Origin of the sequence: Xanthomonas sp. NCPPB 1638 (genome assembly GCF_041475635.2) — a bacterium.
Classification (GTDB): domain Bacteria; phylum Pseudomonadota; class Gammaproteobacteria; order Xanthomonadales; family Xanthomonadaceae; genus Xanthomonas; species Xanthomonas cucurbitae.
Genome location: NZ_CM192984.1, coordinates 4,451,884 through 4,472,464, shown reverse-complemented (window position 1 = coordinate 4,472,464; position 20,581 = coordinate 4,451,884). Strand labels below are relative to the sequence as shown.

Genomic DNA, 20,581 nt, shown 5'->3' with positions numbered 1-20,581 from the left:
GCGCAGGCCGCGTACGCGGTGGCCATCGCCTCAGGGGGCGTGGTTGGCATGCGCCACATGGTCGAAGAACTGGTAGATGCCGTCATCGCTCATCTTGCGCGCATTGGCCAGCTCGCCAGCACGGGTGGTGTAAACCAGCGTGCCGGTGGGAGAGATCACCACCGCAGCCGGGATGCCCTTCTGGATCGGGTCGCCGTAGCGCTGGCTGAGCGCCAGGTTGCGGTCGAAGTTGCCCACATCCACCTTGACCACCACGAACGACTTGTCGATCAGCGGCGCATTCCTGGCCGTGTGCAACGCCGCGTCCAGCGCGCGGCAGTCGTGGCACCAGTTGGCGCCGAAGATCACCAAGGTGGGTTTATGTGCTTTCTTGCCGGCGGCCAGCGCAGCGCGTAGCTGCGCGTCCGCATTGGCGTGTTCGTCGTAGGGCAGGTCCAGGGCCTGCGCGAGCGGGGCGACCGCCAGCAGGCAAAACAGAAGCCAGGTACGCATTGGGGTGGTCCACGGTGGGGAATCTGCATGCTCTGCCGGCACCGTGCTGCGGTCAACCGGCGCATGGGCACGCGTGCGCAGTGGCAGGCGGTGTCAGCGATGCGGATAATCCACCGGTGAGCACATCCCCCAAGCATCTGCAGATTCTCCACCAGGACGAAGTCCTGGCCGTGGTCGACAAACCCGCAGGCCTGATGGTCCACGACAGCAAGCTGGCGCGCGGGGAAGACGACTTCCTGGCCGACCGCCTGCGCGAGCAGCTGGGCCGGCCGATCTTCCTGGTGCACCGGCTCGACCGCGCCACCAGTGGCTGCCTGCTGCTGGCCTTCGACCGCGACAGCGCCAGTGCACTGGGCAAGGCGCTGATGGCGGGCGAGGTGGACAAGCACTACCTGACGGTGTGCCGCGGCTGGCCGGCCGAGGAGCAGTTCGTCGTCGATCACGCCCTGGATGGCGGCCCTGGCAAACCGGTGAAAAAGCCGGCGGTGACCCACTTCCAGCGGCTGGCCACCGGCGAGCTGGAGATCCCCTCCACCGGCTTTGCCACCTCGCGTTATGCGCTGCTGCGCTGCCAGCCGCAGACCGGGCGCTTTCGGCAGATCCGCCGGCACATGAAGCACCTGTCGCATCACATGATCGGCGACACCAGCCATGGCGATGGCCGCCACAACCGCAGCTTCCGCATGCTCGGCATCCACCGCATGCTGCTGCACGCCGAACGCCTGGAGTTTCCACACCCGGCCGATGGCAGGCGCATCGGCGTCACCGCACCGCTGGATGTGGAATTCGTCAAGGCCTGCGCATTGTTCGGCTGGGACATGCCGCAGTTGCAGGTAGCGGCAGCGATTTAGCGCTGGCGCGCTGTGGTCCTCTTCCCAGTGGGCAAGGCAGTGGCGATTGGTGCCACTCCGTGCAGCCGCACCCTCACCCCAACCCTCGCTCCGCGCCCCGGGCGCTCCGAGGTACGCGCGCCAGTGGCGCGCAAGCTGTGCCTTCTCGCCCCACAGGGAGAGGGGCTTGCGCTGTGCTCTAACGATTCCCGATTCCCGATTCCCCGCCCCTCAGGGCTTCTGCGCCGGGGCAGGCTCGTTGACGATGGTCTCCAGATCCTTCTGCAGATCGGCAAACAGCGGCAGCATCTTCTGCTGGATGGCGCCCATCAGGTTCTGGGTCAGGGCGGGGGTCTTGTCCAGCAGGCTCTGGCCGGCCGAGCTCTCGTAGAACTCGGCCATCGCCAGCACGTCTTCGCGTGAGAACGAGCGCTTGTAGATGTCCACGTACATCGGGCGCAGCTCCGACCACGACAGCGCCTTGCGCACGGTCTGGCGGGTGCGTTCCTGGATGCGCTGCAGTTGCGCCTGCTCGGCGGGGTCGAGCTGGCGCTGCGCGGTGAGCTGGGCGAACTGCTGCTGCTGCATCGCCTCGATCTGCGGCAGCATGGTGTCCAGCATGGTCTGCGCGCGCGAGGCGGCCAGCAGACGGTTGACGTCGGCATCGGTGGGCGCCTGCGCCAGCGCGGCCGGGGTGGCCAGCGCCAGCAGGGCCAGCAGAATCAGGCGGCGGGCAAGCGCGCCGGCGGGGGCGAGCGAATCGGGGGTCATCGAAGCGTCCTGCAGTGGGGAACCGGCCGCAGCATACGGGAAGCCGGTGTTCGCGCGCATGCGTGCCGCTGCCGATACAATCGACGCGTATGGCCAGCGACCCGATCCAGATCACCCCCAGCCTGACGATCCCGCCCAGCGAGCTCGTCGAGCGCTTCGTGCGCGCCAGCGGCGCCGGTGGGCAGAACGTCAACAAGGTGTCCACCGCGGTGGAGCTGCGCTTCGACGTGGCCGGATCGCCCTCGCTGCCCGAGCCCTTGCGTGCGCGCCTGCTGTCGCGGCGCGACCGCCGCATGACCGCCGAAGGCGTGCTGGTGATCGATGCGCAGCGCTTCCGCACCCAGGATCGCAACCGCGACGATGCGCGCGAGCGGCTGGTCGAGATCATCAGTGCGTGCCTGTCGGTGCCCAAGCGCCGGGTCGCCACCAAACCGAGTCATGGCGTCAAGCTGCGGCGGCTGGATGCCAAGCGTGAGCGCAGTCAGACCAAACGTGGACGCTCCGCGTCCCACTGGGAGTAAGCGTGAGTCAAGACGCTCCGTCGTTGCCACCGGTCACACAGGCCAACATCCTGCTGCAGCCAGCCCCGCCCAGAATGCCGCGTGCGCACGGCCGCTTCGGCCGCTGGCTGGGCCGTACCGCGCTGCGCCTGACCGGCTGGCGCCTGCTCGGGCGGCTGCCCGATGAGCCCAAGCTGGTGATGATCGTGGCTCCGCATTCGTCCAACTGGGACGGTTTCCTGGGCTTTGCGGCCAAGTTCGCGCTGGGCTTCGACGTGCGCGTGCTGGGCAAGGCGCAGCTGTTCTGGTGGCCGCTGGGCCCGCTGCTGCGCAAGCTCGGCGGCATCCCGCTGGACCGTAGCTCGCCGCAGGGCACCATTGGCCAGGCGGTGCGGCTGATCCGCAACTCCGAGCAGATGTGGTACGTGATTACCCCCGAGGGCACGCGCAAGCGCGTCGAACACTGGAAGGCCGGCTTCTGGAAGATCGCCTCCGATGCGCAGGTGCCGATCCTGCCGGTGTACTTCGATTACCCCAGCAAGACCGTGGGCATCGGCGAGCCGTTCTGGACCGGCACCGACATGGCCGCCGACATCGCCGCCATCCGCACCTGGTACCGGCCGTGGCGCGGCAAGCATCGCGATACGCTGTAGGACGCCGCTGGAGGCCGGGCACAGGGTCTGGCCTGCGAAACGCATCCCATCCCATCCGCACCTGCCGATCACCGTGCGCAGGTGCAACCAGGAAACCGCATGATCGCTTCGCCCATCCGCATGGTGTGCCTGTCCTTGCTGCTGTGTGCCGGTCCGACCCTGGCCGCCACCCCGATGCTGGTGATCCATGGCGGCGCAGGCGTGGAGAAGTCTGGGTTGTCTGCCGAGGAACAGGCCCAGGCACGCGAGGCGATGCAACGCGCGCTACGCACCGGGCATGCGGTGTTGAACCGCGGCGGCAGCGCGGTGGAGGCGGTGGCGGCCACCATCACCGTGCTGGAGGACGCGCCGCAGTTCAACGCCGGGCGCGGCGCGGTCTTCACCCATGACGGCAAGAACGAGCTGGACGCGGCGATCATGGATGGCGCCAGCGGCCAGGCCGGCGCGATTGCCGGCGTGCACACGGTCAAGAACCCGATCCAGCTGGCGCGCCGCGTCATGGAGCGTTCCAAGCACGTGATGCTGGTCGGCGACGGCGCCGAGCAGTTCGCGCGCGAGCAGGGCGTCACCCTGGTGGACCCGAGCTACTTCCGCACCGACAAGCGTTGGCAGCAGCTGCAGAAGGCGCTCAAGGCCGAGGCTGGCGACCGCCAGGCGCAGGCCGCGCTGGACCTGGAAACCGCCAGGCATTTCGGCACCGTCGGCGCGTTGGCGCTGGACCGCGACGGCCATCTGGCCGCTGGCACCTCCACCGGCGGCATGACCAACAAGCGCTACGGCCGCGTGGGCGATGCGCCCATCATCGGCGCCGGCACCTATGCCAATGCGCAGTGCGCCGTCTCCGGCACCGGCTGGGGCGAGTTCTACATCCGCGCGGTGGCCGCCTACGACATCTGCGCGCGCATGAAATACGCCGGGCAGTCGTTGCAGCAGGCCGCCGAGGCGGTGATCGACCAGCAGATTCCCACCGCCGGCGGCGATGGCGGCGCCATTGCGCTGGATGCGCAAGGCAACATCGCCTTCCCGTTCAATACCGAAGGCATGTACCGCGGCTGGATCGGTGCCGATGGCGCCCCGCACGTGGCGATCTTCAAGGACGAAACGCTGTGAGGAAGCCAGCGTGAGTCACTGCCTTCTCCCGCCTGCGGGAGAAGGTGCCCGAAGGGCGGATGAGGGCCCCACACCGCCGCTGCTCGGCACATCGCCATTCATCGCTCCCCAGCCAACGGCACATGCCGGCGCCGCGCAAACCCGCTAGCGTGATGGTTTGTCGTACCCACCACTCAGGAATCACACGCCATGTCGCGTACCGTCGTTCTGGCCGCCGCCATCACCCTGGCACTGGCCGCATGTTCTGGAAAAGAGCCGTCCGGTCAGGAGTCCGCCCCCGTGTCCGAGAACACCGCTACCCCGGCCGCCGATGCCGCGCCGAACCCGCTGCTGACCGCCAGCACGCTGCCGTTCCAGGCGCCGCCGTTCGACAAGATCCAGGACAGCGATTACCTGCCGGCCTTCGAGGAAGGCATGCGCCAGCACCTGGCCGACGTGCGCAAGATCGCCGACAACAGCCAGGCGCCCACCTTCGACAACACCATCGAAGCGCTGGAGCGCAGCGGCGAAACGCTCACGCGCGTCTCGCGCATCTTCCTCGGGCTGGTCCAGGCCGATACCAGCGACGCACGCCAGAAGATCCAGGAAGAGATCGCGCCCAAGCTGGCCGCGCATAAGGACGAGATCAACCTTGATCCCAAGCTGTTCGCACGCGTCAAGACCCTCTACGATCAGCGCGACACGCTGAACCTGGAGCCGGAACAAAAACGCCTGCTCGAGCGCGATTACGAAGAACTGGTCCGTGCCGGTGCCCAGCTGTCCGATGCCGACAAGGACAGCCTGCGCAAGCTCAACGTGGAAGAAACCACGCTGTCCACCCAGTTCCACACCCGCCTGGTCGCCGCCTCGGCCGCCGCTGCGGTGGTGGTGGACGACACCGCCAGGCTCGATGGCCTGAGCGAGGGCGACATCGCCGCCGCGGCCGATGCCGCCAAGGCGCGCAAGCTCGATGGCAAGTCTCTGCTCACCCTGCAGAACACCACCCAGCAGCCGGTGCTGGCGTCGCTCAAGAATCGCGAGCTGCGTGCCGAGGTGCTGAAGGCGTCTGAAACGCGTGCGGAAAAGGGCGATGCCAACGACACCCGCCAGACCATCCAGCGCCTGGCGCAGCTGCGTGCGCAAAAAGCCAAGCTGCTGGGCTTCGACAACTACGCCGCCTACAGCCTGGGCGACCAGATGGCCAAGACCCCTGAGGCGGCGCTCAAGCTGCTGACCGACACCGTGCCGGCCGCCACCGCCAAGGCACGTCGCGAAGTGGCCGAAATGCAGAAGGTCATCGATGCCCAGAAGGGCGATTTCAAACTGGCCGCGTCCGACTGGGACTTCTACGCCGAGCAGGTGCGCAAGGCCAAGTACGACCTGGACGAATCGCAGATCAAGCCGTATTTCGAACTGGACAACGTGCTGCAGAACGGCGTGTTCTACGCGGCCACGCAGCTGTATGGCATCACCTTCAAGCAGCGTACCGACATCCCGACCTACCACGCCGACATGAAGGTGTATGAAGTCTTCGATGCCGACGGCACCTCGATGGCGCTGTTCTACACCGATTACTTCAAGCGCGACAGCAAGTCCGGCGGCGCCTGGATGGACGTGTTCGTCGAACAGGATGGCCTCACCGGTGCCAAGCCGGTGGTCTACAACGTCTGCAACTTCACCAAGCCGGCCGCCGGCCAGCCGGCATTGCTGAGCTTCGACGATGTCACCACGCTGTTCCATGAGTTCGGCCACGCGCTGCATGGCATGTTCTCCAAGGTGAAATACCCCTCGATCGCCGGCACCAGCACCTCGAACGACTTTGTGGAATTCCCCTCGCAGTTCAACGAGCACTGGGCCTCGGACCCGAAGGTCTTCGCCCACTACGCCAAGCACTACCAGACCGGCGCACCGATGCCGGCCGAGCTGGTGGAAAAGATCAAGAAGGCCAAGACCTTCAACAGCGGCTACGCCACCACCGAATACCTGTCGGCGGCGTTGCTGGACCTGGCCTGGCACACCCAGCCGGCCGATGCGCCGCTGCAGGATGTGAGCAAGTACGAAGCCGATGCGCTGAAGCGCTTCAAGGTGGACCTGGCCGAAGTACCGCCGCGTTACCGCAGCACCTATTTCGACCACATCTGGGGCGGTGGCTACTCGGCCGGTTACTACGCCTATTTCTGGTCGGAAGTGCTCGATGACGATGCGTTCGAGTGGTTCAAGGAAAACGGCGGCCTGACCCGCAAGAACGGCGACATCTTCCGCGCCAAGATCCTCTCGCGCGGCAATACGGTCGACCTGGCCACGCTGTATCGCGATTTCCGCGGCAAGGATCCCAGCGTCAAGGCGCTGCTGGAGAACCGCGGTTTGACCGACTGAGGGAGTGCGCTGCACCGATTGCAGGGCCGAACGGGATGGCACGCGCCATCCCGTTCGCTTTAGGGGACACCGATTCCTGGTCGCTCCTGCGGCTACTCGTGGGAGCGCCAATACTGGAATGCGCTGAGACAGTAGCTGGCTCAATGCCCTGCAGCAATGCGCATGATGAGGAACGAACCATGCGCGCTGCTCACGGTCACCGTGCCGCTGCATGCAACCCACACCTGCAGGAACCCGACCGCATGCAACGTCCCGTCGCTCTGGCCGTCATCATCATGGCCTGTCTTGCCGCTTGCAGTGGAAAAGACACCGCCACCCCGGCTTCGACCACCGCCTCCGGCACCACGGCTACCGCGCCCGGAACAGGTCTGGCCCTGAACCCGCTGTTGATCCCCAGTACGCTCCCTCTGCAGGCCCCGCCCTTCGACAAGATCAGGGACAGCGATTACCTGCCTGCCTTCGAAGAAGGTATCCGGCTCAAACGCATCGAGTTGCACCGGATCATCGAGAATCCGGCACCGCCCACCTTCGAAAACACGGTAGAAGCCCTAGAGCGCAGCGGTGCCACGCTTTCCCATGTCTCCAACATCTTCTACAGCGTGTTGTCTGCCGACACCAGTGACGCGCGGCGTGCGATCGACGGGGACATCAGTCCGAAGGTCACCGCGCTCAATGACGAGGCCTTGATGAATCCCAGGCTGTTCGCACGGCTCAAGGCTGTCTACGACCAGCGCGACACCCTGGGGCTTGCGCCCGAACAGAAGCGTCTGCTCGAGTTGGCCTATGAAAAATTCATCAGCGCCGGGGCACGCCTGTCAGATCCCGACAAGGCCATCCTGCGCAAGCTCAATCTGGAAGAGGATAACCTCACGACCCAATACCACACCAAGCTGACTGCCGCGACGGCGGCTGCGGCGATCGTGGTAGACGACAAGGCCAGGCTCGATGGCATGAGTGAAGCTGACATCGCGGCCGCTGCAGCCGCAGCGAAGGCACGTAAGCTCGATGGCAAGTACCTGCTTGCCTTGCAGAGCACCACGCAACAACCGGTGCTGGCTTCGCTCAAAGATCGTGCGTTACGTGCGCAGATACTTGAAGCGTCGGAAAAGCGTGCAGAGCAGGGCGATGCCAACGACACGCGCGATACCATCCGTCGCTTGCTACAAGTGCGTGCGCAGCGGGCCAGGCTGCTCGGCTTCGACAATTACGCCGCTTACAGCCTGCGCAACGAGATGGCCAGGACCCCGCAGGCCGCGCTGAAGCTGCTGACCGATATCGTGCCGCGCGCCACTGCCAAGGCGCGCGACGAAGCAACGCAGATCCAGGCGCTGATCGACGCGCAGCATGGAGGCTTCAAGCTGACCGCATCGGACTGGAACTTCTACGCAGCCCAGGTGCGCAAGGCGAAATACGATCTGGATGTGTCGCAGACCAAGCCGTACTTCGAACTGGACAGTGTGTTGCGCAATGGCGTGTTCTACGCAGCCACGCAGCTGTACGGCATCACCTTCAAGCAGCGCACCGATATTCCGACCTATCACGCGGATATGAAGGTGTACGAGATTTTCGATGTGGACGGCAAGTCGTTGGCGCTGTTCTACACCGATTATTTCCAGCGTGAGAGCAAGTCCGGTGGTGCCTGGGCCGGCAATGTTGTCCAGCGCAATGCGCTGACCGGTGCCAAGCCAGTGATCTACAACGTGTGCAATTTCACCAAGCCGGCCGATGGACAGCCCGCATTGCTGAGCAGTGACGAGGTCAAGTCGATGTTCCACGAATTCGGCCACGCTTTGCACTTCATGTTCTCCACGACCCAATACTCCACGCCAACCGACTTCAGCGAGTTTCCGTCCCAGTTCAACGAGCACTGGGCCAACGATCCGAAGGTGTTCGCCAACTACGCCAGGCACTACCAGACCGGTGAGGCGATGCCCGCCGCATTGGTGGAGAAACTACGCAAGTCCAGAACATTCAATAGCGGCTATCTGACCACCGAATACCTGTCGGCAGAGATCGTCGACCTGGCCCTGCATGGCCAATCGGCGGATGCGCCGATCCAGGACGTCGCCAAGTTCGAGGCCGACACGATGCGGCGTTTCAAGGTGGACCTGCCCGAGGTGCCGCCACGGTACCGGAGCAGTTACTTCGACCACATCTGGAGCTTCGGCTATGCGGCCAAGTACTACGCCTACTTCTGGTCGGAGGTTCTGGACGATGACGCATTCAAGTGGATGGAGGAACATGGCGGCCTGACCCGCAAGAACGGGGATATCTTCCGTACCAAGATCCTGGCCCCGGGAAATTCGGTGGATGTGACCACGCTGTACCGCAACTTTCGTGGCAGGGATCCGAGCGTGGAGGCGTTGCTGGAGTATCGCGGCTTGACCGAGTAGGCGAACCGGCCGGTCGCTCGCTGCTGCCAGCGTGTCCCTCACGCCTTCAGGGAGCGATTGGCTGAGTCGGCACCTCGGGCGCTGGCGGCATTGCATGAGGCGCTCGACCATCCGCTGCGGGAGGCGGAATGCGACAGCGGGAACCGGCAGTCGGTATGCCTTGGCGACGGCCGCTAGGCGCGATGGATGGCGGTGGTGCGTACCGTGTGCGTGGGCTGTCGTGGCGCCTGTGCCCTGCTAGCGGAAGCGGACATGAGCGAGCGTCGCAGGGGGCATTGACCAAGCCGGCCCGGGCGGCGCAGACTGCGCCGCGCCGCCGCCGGATCAACCCGTCGGTGCGCACCCTTCGGAGCCCTTATCCATGTCCAGCGACAGTCACCCTAGACCCGGGTCGATGACCTGGTTGGCGCGCGCCTGAGGTTTGAAGGTTCGCCGACCGTCATCGACGACGGTCGTCACCAGGCGAACCCCCATGTACGACGAAACCCTGCGCCTTGCCGAAGGCGTCGATGCACTGATCGCACCGCTGGCCGAGCTCAACACGGCCGATGCGGTGGAGTATCTCAACACCCTCGACCGCGACGACGCCGCGCAGGTATTGGTTGCGTTGTCGCCCGCGCGGGCGGTGAAACTGCTCGAACAACCCGAGCTGCGCGATGCCAGCGCGCTGGTGGCGCAGCTGCCGGCCGAGCAGGCCGCCTCGCTACTCGGCCAGATGGCCGACGACCGCGCCACCGACATCTTCCACGGCCTGGATGCCGACCAGCGCCAGCCGCTGCTGTGGCTGCTCAGCGCCGAGGCGCGGCTGTCGATCCAGGCGTTGATGCGCTACCCGCCCAACACCGCCGGCGCCTTGATGACCACCGAGTTCGTGGCGGTGCCGACCGACTGGACGGTGGGGCGCACCCTGCAGCACATCCGCGACGTGGAGCGTAGCCGCGAGACCGTCTACGCGATCTACCTGCTCGACCCGCAGACCCGCGTGCTGCAGCAGGTGGTGACCATGCGCCGGCTGATCACCGGCGCTGCGGACGCACCCATCCTTGAGGTGGCGCAGGTCAATCCGCCGGTCACCGTGGACCCGGCGCTGGACCAGGAAGAGGTGGCGCGGCTGATCCGCCGCCACGACCTGCTGGCGATCCCGGTGGTGGATCGCAACGGCCATATGCTGGGCATCGTCACCGTGGACGATGTGCTGGATGCGTTGATTGCCGAATCCACCGAAGACGTGCACAAGTTCGGCGGCATGGAAGCGCTGGACAAGCCCTACATGCACATCGGCTTTGGCCAGATGATCAAGAAGCGTGCCGGCTGGTTGAGCGTGCTGTTCCTGGGCGAGATGCTCACCGCCAGTGCCATGCAGCACTTCGAGGACGAACTGTCCAAGGCCGTGGTGTTGACCTTGTTTATCCCGTTAATCATGAGCTCGGGCGGCAATTCCGGCTCGCAGGCCACCTCGCTGCTGATCCGCTCGCTGGCGCTGCGCGAACTGCGCCTGCGCGACTGGTGGAGGGTGGCCCTGCGTGAGCTGCCCACCGGCCTCACCCTGGGTGCGATCCTGGGCGTGCTGGCGATCGTGCGCATCGCCATCTGGCAGAACGCCGGGCTGTACGACTACGGCCCACATTGGCAGATGGTGGCGCTGACCATCGGCGCGGCCTTGGTGGGCATCGTCACCTTCGGCTCGTTGTCCGGCTCGATGCTGCCGTTCGTGCTGCAACGCTTGGGCTTCGACCCGGCCAGTGCCTCGGCGCCGTTCGTGGCCACCCTGGTGGACGTCACCGGGCTGGTGATCTACTTCAGCATCGCGGCGATGATCCTGAGCGGCACGTTGTTGTAGGCCTCCATGGGCGTGCCATCGTGCTGCGCAGCCCGACGCACTGGACGCGAACTGTCGCAGAACGCAGCAATCACGTAGGAGCGCCCCTGGGCGCGAGGGCCTTGCCCAGACCGTCCTCGCGCCCAGTGGCGCCTCTACGCCACGGCAAGCAACTCGGCGGCGCGTGTCCACCAGGCAGCATCGCCCGCAGCGGCCAGCGCATGTCCTCGCCCCCCAGTGCGTGTACCGTAGTGCGATGGCTTCCGCGTCCCCCGCACGATGAGTACCTATCACCTGCAGCAGGTGTTTCGCCCCGGCACCGTCGCGGTGGTGGGCGGCAGTCCGCGCGAGCGGTCGGCTGGCCGGGCGGTGGTGCGCAACCTGCGCGCGGCCGGGTTCCCCGGCCAGATCGGCTGGGTGAGCCCGCGCTACAGCGAGATCGATGGCGTGCGCACGGTGGCGCGGTTGACCGATCTGCCGTGGGTGCCGGACCTGGTGGTCATCACCGCACCGGCACGCATCGTGCCGCGCATCGTTTCCATCGCCGCGCGCCGCGGGGTGGCCGCAGCGATCATCCTCACCGCCGGCCTGGGGCGCGGCCCCGGTTCGCCGGCCGCGCGCATGGAGGCGGCCGCGCGCGCCAAGGGCATGCGCATCCTCGGCCCGCACTGCCTGGGCGTGATCGCCCCGCACGCGCGGCTCAATGCCAGCATCGCCGCGCACTGCCCGCAGGCCGGCGACCTGGCGCTGATCTCCGAGTCCAGCGCCATTGCCGCCGCCCTGGTGGAGTGGGGCGTGGCGCGCTCGGTAGGCTTTTCGGCGGTGGTGTCGCTGGGCGACACGCTGGACGTGGATTTCGGCGATCTGCTGGATTACTTCGCCACCGACTACCGCACCCGCGCGATCCTGCTGTATGTCGAACGCATCGATGATGCGCGCAAGTTCATGTCGGCCGCGCGTGCGGCCGCGCGCGCCAAGCCGGTGGTGGTGGTCAAATCGGGGCGCCAGTTCCGCATCAATCCGCATGCCGATACCCATGCCCAGGCGCTGGCCGGCTCGGATGCGGTGTATGGCGCGGCGTTCGCGCGTGCCGGGCTGTTGCGGGTGGGGGCGCTGGACGAGCTATTCGCCGCCGCCGAAACGCTGGGCCGGCTGGGCAGTTTTCCGGGGCGGCGGCTGGCCATCCTGAGCAATGGTGGCGGGGTGGGGCAGCTGGCGGCGGACCAGCTGGTGTTGCGCGGCGGCACCCTGGCCGAACTGTCAGCCAAGACCCTGGAGCGGCTGGACCAATCGTTGCCGGAAGGCTGGTCGCGCAGCAATCCGGTGGACATCGTTGTGGATGCCGATGGCGCGCGCTATGCCGCGGCAATCGAAGCGTTGCTGGACGATCCGGAGAACGATGCCTTGCTGGTGGTCAACGTGCCCACTGCGTTCACCTCCTCGGCCGATGCGGCCAAGGCGCTGACCCGCGCGCTGGACCAGCGCAGCCGCTACCAGCGCGACAAACCGGTGTTTGCGGTATGGCTGGGCCAGGACGATGCGGCCATCGCCGCGCTCAATGCCGCGCGCGTGCCCACCTACGCCACCGAATCGGATGCGGTGCGTGGCTTCACCCACCTGGTGCGCTACCGCGAGGCGCAGGCGGCGTTGATGGAAACCCCGCCCAGCCTGCCGGAAGATTTCGTGGTGGATGCCGGCGTGGCGCGCACGCTGGTGGAAGCAGCGCTGGCCGCCGGCCGGCGCTGGCTGGACCCGGTGGCCACCAACCGGCTGCTGACTGCCTACGGCATCCCGGTGGTGCCGTTGCAGGTCGCCGCCACCGCCAACGAGGCCGCGCTGCTGGCCGACCCGTTGCTGGCGGTCGGGCGCACGGTGACGTTGAAGGTGCTGTCCAGCGAGATCGCGCACAAATCCGACGTGGACGGCGTGCGCCTGAACCTGTCCAGCGTGGCGGCGGTGCGCGAGGCGGCCACCGGCATCCTGGCGCGTGCGCGCGCTGCGCATCCGGACGCAGCCATCGAAGGGGTGATCGTGCAGCCCACCGTGCTGCGGCCCAAGGCACGCGAGCTGATCGCCGGTATTGCCGATGACCCGGTGTTCGGCCCGGCCATCGTGTTCGGGCGTGGCGGCACTGCGGTGGAAGTCATCAACGACCGCGAGCTCGCCCTGCCGCCGCTGGACCTGCGCCTGGCCCACGAGCTGATCGGGCGTACCCGCGTCTCGCGCATCCTCAAGGCCTACCGCGACGTGCCGGCCGCCGACGAGCGCGCGGTGGCGCTGGTGCTGGTCCAGCTGGCGCAGCTGGCCGCCGACATCCCGGAAATCACCGAACTGGACATCAACCCGCTGCTGGCCGACCGCGATGGGGTGATCGCGCTGGACGCCCGCGTGGCGGTGGCACCGGCGCGCAAGCTGCACAAGGGGCGCGGCCATCCGCGCTTTGCGATCTTCCCCTATCCGAAGGAATGGGAGCGCCAGATCGGCCTGGGCGATGGCACCCACGCGCTGGTGCGCCCGGTGCGCCCGGAGGACGATGCGCTGTTCCGCGCGTTCTTCGCCCGCGTCACCGACGAAGACCTGCGGCTGCGCTTCTTCCAGTCGGTCAAGCATTTCAGCCACGAATTCATCGCCCGCCTGACCCAGCTGGACTACGCCCGCTCGATCGCGCTGGTGGCCATCGACCCCAGGAGCGGCGACATGCTCGGCGCGGTGCGTCTGCATGCCGATGCCGATTACATCGGCGGCGAGTACGGCATCCTGATCCGTTCCGACCTCAAGGGCCACGGTATCGGCTGGCAGCTGATGCGCATCATGATCGAGTACGCGCGCTGGCTGGGCCTGAAACAGATCGAAGGCCAGGTGCTGCGCGAGAACCGCACCATGCTGGCGATGTGCCAGAGCCTGGGCTTCGGCGTGCGCCCGGATCCGGACGATGCGACCCTGATGGCGGTGACACTGCCTATAATGGACGCGCCACGCCCGGCCTGACGTTGCGTCACGCTGCGGTCCCCCATCCTCCACTGCACGCCGGACCTGCCGGGCCTTGCCCTGGCCTGTTGCTCCGGCTGTCGTCTCGGCCCGCCTGGGAGTGCCAATGTTTCGCGATTTCAGAATGTCGTTCCTGGTCACAGCGATCTGCCTGGGCCTGGCTGCCTGGTGGGGGCATACCACCGCAATGGGTCTATGGCAGGCGTTGTGGCTGTGCTTGGTGCTGAGCGTGCTGGAGGTGTCGCTATCGTTCGACAACGCGGTGGTCAACGCCGGTGTGCTCAAGCACATGAACGAATTCTGGCGGAAGCTGTTCCTGACCGTGGGCATCCTGATCGCCGTGTTCGGCATGCGCCTGGTGTTCCCGATCGTGATCGTGTCGGTGGCCACCGGCATGGGCCTGGTGCCGGTGATGCAGATGGCGCTCAAGGAGCCGGAGCGCTACAGCCAGGTGCTGACCGACCACTACCCGTCCATTGCCGCCTTCGGAGGCATGTTCCTGTTGCTGGTGTTCCTGAACTTCCTGTTCGACCAGGAGCGCAAGTTGCACTGGCTTGGCCCGATCGAGCGGCTGGTGGGCAAGCTCGGCAAGGCGGACGCAATGTCGGTGATCGTGGCGGTCACCGTGCTGCTGGGCACCAAGCTGTTCCTGCCCGATGCCATCTTCCAGAGCGTGCTGTTCGCCGGGCTGGGCGGGATACTGCTGTACCTGCTGGTCGGCAGCGTGGACGCCTTGTTCGAGGCCGAAGAGAGCGAAGACAGCAGCATGGGCCCGGCCAAGCGCTCGGGCATTGCCGCCTTCCTGTACCTGGAAGTGCTGGACGCCTCGTTCTCCTTCGATGGCGTGATTGGCGCCTTCGCCATCACCCGCGATGTGGTCATCATCATGCTGGGCCTGGCGATCGGCGCGATGTTCGTGCGCTCGATGACGGTGTATCTGGTGCACAAGGGCACCCTGGACGAGTTCGTGTTCCTGGAGCATGGCGCCCATTACGCCATCGGCGTGCTGGCGATCATCATGCTGGTGGGCACCGTCTACCATGTCCCGGAAGTGTTGACCGGCCTGATCGGCGTGGCCTTCATCGCCGCCTCGGTGTGGTCGTCGATCCGCTATCGCAAGCGCAACCAGCTCGGTCCGACCGAGATCTGAGCGGCGCTTCGCCGTCAGCCGACAGATGCGAGCCGGCTTGCGGCCGCTCGCGCGGCGGTTGGCAAAAAACGCGACGCGTACCACGTTTGGTGTGGATGCAAGGTGAGTGCGGGATGTGGTTCAGGGCCTTCCCGACTTGACCTGCGCAGTCGGATTCGTCCTCCAGCAGCCCGGTACGACCGCTCGTCCGAACAGCGCGTTGTGCCACAAGGCCTGCGCAGATTTCTCCATATTTGGTGTTGACCCCCTAGGGTGACCACACTATCTTGGGGTCCGGTGGTGACCGCCCCCCAAACGGCACCAAGCGACGAGGCGGATGCGCAAGCCGCATCGCCCGTGGCACCCGCTTCAGTGCCTGTACGCGTTCCGGCAATGCCGTGCCGCTTCAGGACCCGACGACGGCAGTGCGGCATCACCGACCGAACCATCATGCGACAGCACACCGCATGATGGCGGCCATGGGATCTCAAGAAGATTGGTGAGGATGCTGCCGTGGGCCATGGGCCGCGCGTCGTGTGTCCCGTTTCGCCAGCCTCCTCTGGGTTCTCCTGGCCGTCGCCTGCTCCCCAGCGGGTTCGTGTGCCTACGCATGGAGGACGCATGACCACCAACGACACCCTTTCCGCGATCGCCACCGGTACCGCCGCACCCACCAGCGTTCCCACCAGCGTTCCCGCGCCCGCCTGCGGCGCGCCGGAAGTGGCCGACCCGTCGGACATCGTGCCGCCTCCCCGCCAAGCCATTGCAATGCACGCACAGACCATCGAAGAACAAAACGTCTCCACCTGGATCACCAAGGAAGCGGGCAATCGCAGGATTCCGTTCGAGCCGCAGCGCCTGGAGCGCGCCATCGACCAGATCCATGCCGAGTTCCCGCAGCTGGACGTGGCCGACTACAAGCGCTCGGTGTTCGGGTTCGTCGAGCGCAAGGACAGCGTCAACGCCGATGACCTGGTCGACCACCTGATCCGCGAGGCCGAGGCCCGCGTCGATCTGACCACCCCGGAGTGGGAGCATTTTGCCGCGCGGCTGTACCTGCGCCGCCTCTACAAGCGCGCCAGCCGCAACCGCTTCTACGACGCCAGCCAGAAGTACGGCTCGTTCGTCGGCCTGCAGGAAAGCCTGGCCGACCGCAATGTCTATTCCAACGACATCCTGCGCCGCTATTCCAAGGACGAACTGATCGAAGCCGGCAAGATGATCGAGCCCGAGCGCGACACGCTGTTCGCCTATAACGGCCTGTACCTGCTGGCCACCCGTTACCTGGCCACCGACAGCTCGCGCGGCGTGTTCGAACTGCCGCAGGAGCGCTGGCTGACGATTGCGCTGTACCTGATGCAGGACGAGATCGGCACCGGCAAGGGCAGCCGCGAGCGCCGCATGCAGCTGGTGGGCGAGGCCTACTGGGCGCTGTCCAACCTGTACATGACCGTGGCCACGCCCACGCTGGCCAATGCCGGCAAGGTGGGCGGCCAGCTGTCGAGCTGCTTCATCGACACCGTCGACGACAGCCTGCAGGGCATCTACGACTCCAACACCGACGTGGCGCGCGTGTCCAAGCACGGCGGCGGCGTGGGCGCCTACCTGGGCTATGTGCGTTCGTCGGGTTCGGCGATCCGTGGCGTGTCCAATTCCTCCGGCGGCGTGGTGCCGTGGATCAAGCAGCTCAACAACACCGCCGTGTCGGTGGACCAGCTGGGCCAGCGCAAAGGCGCCATCGCCGTCTACCTGGACATCTTCCACCGCGACATCGAATCGTTCCTGGACCTGCGCCTGAACAACGGCGACCAGCGCCTGCGCGCGCACGACGTGTTCACCTCGGTGTGCATCCCGGACCTGTTCATGGAAGCGGTCGAGCGTCGCGGCGACTGGTACCTGTTCGATCCGCACGAAGTCAAGCGGATCAAGGGCTGGTACCTGCAGGACTTTTACGACGAGAAGAAGGGCGACGCCAACAGCAGCTTCCGCCGCAAGTACGAAGAAGTCGTCGCCGACGAGCGCATCACGCGCAAGACCGTCAAGGCGATCGAGATCTTCAAGCGCATCATGGTCAGCCAGCTGGAAACCGGCAACCCGTTCATGTTCTATCGCGATGAAGTCAATCGCAAGAACCCGAACAAGCACGAGGGCATGGTCTATTCGTCCAACCTGTGCACCGAGATCCTGCAGAACATGAGCCCGACGCGGATGATGCAGGAGATCATCAGCGGCAATCAGATCGTCACCACCAAGAAGGCCGGCGATTTCGTGGTGTGCAACCTGTCTTCGATCAACCTGGGCCGCGCGATCACCGTGCAGGCCGACCAGGCCGATCTGCTGGGTGCCGACGTGCTGGAGCGGTTGATCCCGATCCAGGTGCGCATGCTCGACAACGTGATCGACCTCAATCAGTTGCCCGTGCCGCAGGCCACCATCACCAACCAGAAGTACCGCGCCATTGGCCTGGGCACCTTCGGTTGGCACCACCTGCTGGCGCAGAAGTCCATCCACTGGAATGCCACCGAAGCCGAGGACTACAGCGACGAGCTGTACGAGCGCATCAACTACCTGACCGTTCAGGCGAGCATGGAGCTGGCCAAGGAAAAGGGCACCTACAGCGTGTTCCGTGGCAGCGACTGGCACACCGGCGAGTACTTCCGTGCGCGCGACTACAACAGCCCGCAATGGCTGGAGCTGTCGGCGCAGGTGGCGGTCAATGGCGTGCGCAATGCCTGGATGCTGGCCGTGGCGCCGAACATGAGCACCGCGCAGATTGCCGGTTCCACCGCCTCGATCGACCCGATCTACAGCGCGTTCTACTACGAAGAAAAGAAGGACTTCCGTCGCCCGGTCGCCGCGCCTGGTCTGTCGCTGGACACCTGGCCGTACTACGAAAAGGGTGCCTACAAGGTGGACCAGTTCGCCAGCGTGCGCCAGAACGCGCGCCGCCAGCGCCACGTGGACCAGTCGATCAGCTTCAACTTCTACGTGCCCAGCACCATCCGTGCGAGCACGCTGCTGGACCTGCACATGACCGCCTGGCGCGAAGGCCTGAAGACCACGTATTACGTGCGTTCCAACGATATCGATATCAGTGAGTGCGAGTGGTGCAGTAGCTAAAGCGCATTCGCGCTTTCGCTTCCACGGTTCGCTGCGCGAACCGTGGACCCTGCTTCATCAGCTTCCACACCCCCGCGCCGTCGGCGCGCCCCCTGACTCAGGGGGCTTTGCTCCAGCACGTTTAGCGCCGTGATTGGCGCAGTGAAATTCGAGAAAGAACCATGGCCCTGTCCGCAACACCGCTCGACCGCATCAAGATCCTTGAGCCGCGCAACCCCAACCGTTCGACCGGCATCATCAATGGTCAGACCTCGGGCATCCTCAACTGGAACGACATTCCGTACCCGTCGTTCTATCGGGCCTACAAGGAGTTGTCGACCAACTTCTGGATCCCCGACGAGGTGGACATGAAGGGCGACGCGCGCCAGTACCACGAGCTGTCTGCGCGTGAAAAGAACGCCTACGATTCGATCATCGGTTTGCTGGCCACGCTGGACTCGCCGCAGACGCGTTTCATCTACAACGTGGCCGAATACATCACCGACCCGGCCGCGCATGCCAATGCCGCGATTATCGGCCAGCAGGAAGTGATCCATAACGAGAGCTACAGCTACGTGCTGGCTTCGATCACCGGCCTGGCCGACCAGAACCGCGTGTTCGAAATCGCGCGCACCCACCCGACCATCATCAAGCGCAATGCGCCGATCATGGGCGCCTACGAAGACTTCATGCGCGACAAGACGGCCGAAACGCTGATCCGTTCGCTGATCCAGTCCTCGATCCTGGAAGGCATCAACTTCTATTCCGGCTTTGCGTATTTCTACAATCTGGTGCGCCAGAACCGCATGACCGGCACCGGCAAGATCATCAGCTTCATCAACCGCGACGAGCTGGCGCATTCGAAGTTCATCAGCGAGCTGATTCGCGCCATCATCGGCGAGAACCAGGCGCTGCAGGGCGACCAGCTCACCGACTACGTGCACAAGGCCTTCGAACACGCGATCGACCTGGAGACCCAGTGGACCGCCGAAGTGCTGGACGGCATCGACGGCATCGACGTGGACGAGATGATCCGCTACGTGAAGTACCGCGCCAACAAGATGGCCGGCATGCTCGGCATCGAGAAGCTGTACGAAGGCGCCAACGACAACGTGATGCCGTGGATCAAGGCCTACGCCGACAACTTCACCGAGACCAAGACCGACTTCTTCGAGATGCGCAATGCGTCGTACAAGAAGACCAACTCGGATAACGGCTTCGACGACTTGTAAGAATCTCACCACTCATATCTCCCAACTATCTGCGAACTCATATGAGATTTGAGGTGTACTGCGATGAGGCGAATCCGGACGTCCTGACGTCTGCTAATCCGCGTGCGCGTTACCTCATGATCGGAAGCCTTTGGCTTCCACAGGAAGTTCGGAATGAGCTTAAGTCGCGCATTGGCGACCTTCGAAAACGACATAGGGCTTGGGGCGAGATCAAGTGGAGCAAGGTTGCGCCTAATCGTCGCGACTTCTACGTAGAACTGGTCGACCTTTTCTTCGCATATGGCGAGAACCTTCGTTTTCGATGTATTGCGGTTGATCGGACCCAAATTGATCTTTCGCTGCATGACGATGATGCGGAGTTGGGGTTCTACAAGTTCTACTACCAGCTCCTTCACCACTGGATTCTCGATTTTAATGAATATCGAATCTTCTGTGACGCGAAAAGCAATCGTGATTCCAAGCGCTTGCCTGTCCTCGCCCAGTGTCTGTCGCGAGCAAATTTGAGCTCGAGAATTGAAAGTGTTCAGTCCTTACCGTCTAACGAAGTAGTACTGATTCAGATGTGTGATTTGTTGCTGGGAGCGGCTAGTAGCAAGATCAATTCTACCTTGATGCCTAACACTGCGAAGTTCACCGTTGTTAGCCGCATTGAAAGCGCATTAGGTCGCGAACTTGGTCCAACGAGCAAGGGCGAGGAGAAATTCAACCTGTTCAAGATTCGACTCAACGGAGGCTGGTGATGCCATTGCCTCCGTTGGTCAAATACGAAACTTCTGCCCAGTACCGACAGCACTACGAACGTATCTATTGTCGTGGCAAGATCCAGACACCAGACGAGATCCGGGTCTACTTCGATGCAAAAAAGTTTGACCACGCGTTCTACGAGAGCGCGGGGTGGGATGGTCGGAAGGACACCTTCTCAGAAGTAAGAGCGCAGCGAATCGACTGGATTCAGGCGACCCTTACGCATCCGGACGCCACTCTATTTCAAGGCTGGGATAAAACTGCCGGACAGGTTGACGCCACCCGCCGGGTGGCGGTGGTCTATGAAGATTTTGTGGTCGTGATTGCACTATCGCTCAAACAAGATTTGGCACTGAAGGCTAACTTCATCACTTGCTACCAAGCAGATAGCAGCATAGGAAAGATTCGAAGTTCGCCGACGTGGTCTCGCGAAGAGTGCATCCGCTCGCTGACCAAAGCCAAATAG

Annotated in this window: 15 protein-coding genes; 13 read left to right on the top strand and 2 right to left on the bottom strand. The window is 64.7% G+C overall.

Annotated features, from left to right (window positions below; genetic code table 11):
- Window positions 1–30 precede the first annotated feature (30 nt).
- Window positions 31–492, bottom strand: coding sequence for a thioredoxin family protein (locus ACCQ13_RS19465; protein WP_104601926.1), 462 nt, complete (start codon window positions 490–492; stop codon window positions 31–33).
- Window positions 493–572: 80 nt separating this feature from the next.
- On the opposite strand from ACCQ13_RS19465, the gene ACCQ13_RS19460 reads away from it, so the two are divergent.
- Window positions 573–1,343, top strand: a complete 771-nt coding sequence (locus ACCQ13_RS19460; RefSeq protein ID WP_104601925.1) for a pseudouridine synthase — start codon at window positions 573–575, stop codon at window positions 1,341–1,343.
- Window positions 1,344–1,553: 210 nt separating this feature from the next.
- Here ACCQ13_RS19460 and ACCQ13_RS19455 read toward each other — a convergent pair whose 3' ends face one another.
- A complete protein-coding gene (locus ACCQ13_RS19455; RefSeq protein ID WP_159407806.1) occupies window positions 1,554–2,093 on the bottom strand; it encodes a DUF2059 domain-containing protein in 540 nt (179 codons plus the stop codon).
- Window positions 2,094–2,182: 89 nt separating this feature from the next.
- On the opposite strand from ACCQ13_RS19455, the gene arfB reads away from it, so the two are divergent.
- From arfB to ACCQ13_RS19395, 12 genes are all read left to right on the top strand, one after another.
- Window positions 2,183–2,614, top strand: coding sequence for an alternative ribosome rescue aminoacyl-tRNA hydrolase ArfB (arfB, locus tag ACCQ13_RS19450; RefSeq protein WP_159407805.1), 432 nt, complete (start codon window positions 2,183–2,185; stop codon window positions 2,612–2,614).
- A gap of 2 nt (window positions 2,615–2,616) precedes the next feature.
- The gene (locus ACCQ13_RS19445) at window positions 2,617–3,246 is read left to right on the top strand and encodes a lysophosphatidylcholine acyltransferase (RefSeq protein ID WP_104601923.1); all 630 of its coding nucleotides are present in this window, start codon (window positions 2,617–2,619) and stop codon (window positions 3,244–3,246) included.
- A gap of 120 nt (window positions 3,247–3,366) precedes the next feature.
- A complete protein-coding gene (locus ACCQ13_RS19440) occupies window positions 3,367–4,356 on the top strand; it encodes an isoaspartyl peptidase/L-asparaginase family protein (protein ID WP_372372433.1) in 990 nt (329 codons plus the stop codon).
- A 189-nt stretch (window positions 4,357–4,545) separates the two neighbouring features.
- The gene (gene dcp / locus ACCQ13_RS19435; RefSeq protein ID WP_159407804.1) at window positions 4,546–6,711 is read left to right on the top strand and encodes a peptidyl-dipeptidase Dcp; all 2,166 of its coding nucleotides are present in this window, start codon (window positions 4,546–4,548) and stop codon (window positions 6,709–6,711) included.
- A 242-nt stretch (window positions 6,712–6,953) separates the two neighbouring features.
- Window positions 6,954–9,104, top strand: coding sequence for a M3 family metallopeptidase (locus tag ACCQ13_RS19430; RefSeq protein ID WP_159407803.1), 2,151 nt, complete (start codon window positions 6,954–6,956; stop codon window positions 9,102–9,104).
- Between the two features lie 472 nt (window positions 9,105–9,576).
- A complete protein-coding gene (gene mgtE / locus ACCQ13_RS19425; protein ID WP_104601921.1) occupies window positions 9,577–10,944 on the top strand; it encodes a magnesium transporter in 1,368 nt (455 codons plus the stop codon).
- Window positions 10,945–11,202: 258 nt separating this feature from the next.
- Window positions 11,203–13,911 carry a bifunctional acetate--CoA ligase family protein/GNAT family N-acetyltransferase gene (locus ACCQ13_RS19420; protein WP_159407802.1) on the top strand — a complete coding sequence of 903 codons (2,709 nt, stop codon included), beginning with the start codon at window positions 11,203–11,205 and terminating at the stop codon, window positions 13,909–13,911.
- Window positions 13,912–14,017: 106 nt separating this feature from the next.
- Window positions 14,018–15,061 carry a DUF475 domain-containing protein gene (locus ACCQ13_RS19415; protein WP_159407801.1) on the top strand — a complete coding sequence of 348 codons (1,044 nt, stop codon included), beginning with the start codon at window positions 14,018–14,020 and terminating at the stop codon, window positions 15,059–15,061.
- A 600-nt stretch (window positions 15,062–15,661) separates the two neighbouring features.
- Entirely contained in the window at window positions 15,662–18,160 is a 2,499-nt protein-coding gene (locus ACCQ13_RS19410; protein WP_159407800.1) for a ribonucleoside-diphosphate reductase subunit alpha, read from the top strand.
- 167 nt (window positions 18,161–18,327) lie between these two features.
- On the top strand, window positions 18,328–19,371 hold the full coding sequence (locus ACCQ13_RS19405; RefSeq protein ID WP_208800724.1) for a ribonucleotide-diphosphate reductase subunit beta: 1,044 nt from the start codon (window positions 18,328–18,330) through the stop codon (window positions 19,369–19,371).
- 41 nt (window positions 19,372–19,412) lie between these two features.
- Window positions 19,413–20,111, top strand: coding sequence for a DUF3800 domain-containing protein (locus ACCQ13_RS19400; protein WP_104601916.1), 699 nt, complete (start codon window positions 19,413–19,415; stop codon window positions 20,109–20,111).
- Window positions 20,111–20,581, top strand: coding sequence for a hypothetical protein (locus tag ACCQ13_RS19395; RefSeq protein WP_104601915.1), 471 nt, complete (start codon window positions 20,111–20,113; stop codon window positions 20,579–20,581). Before ACCQ13_RS19400 ends, ACCQ13_RS19395 begins: the two co-directional genes overlap by 1 nt.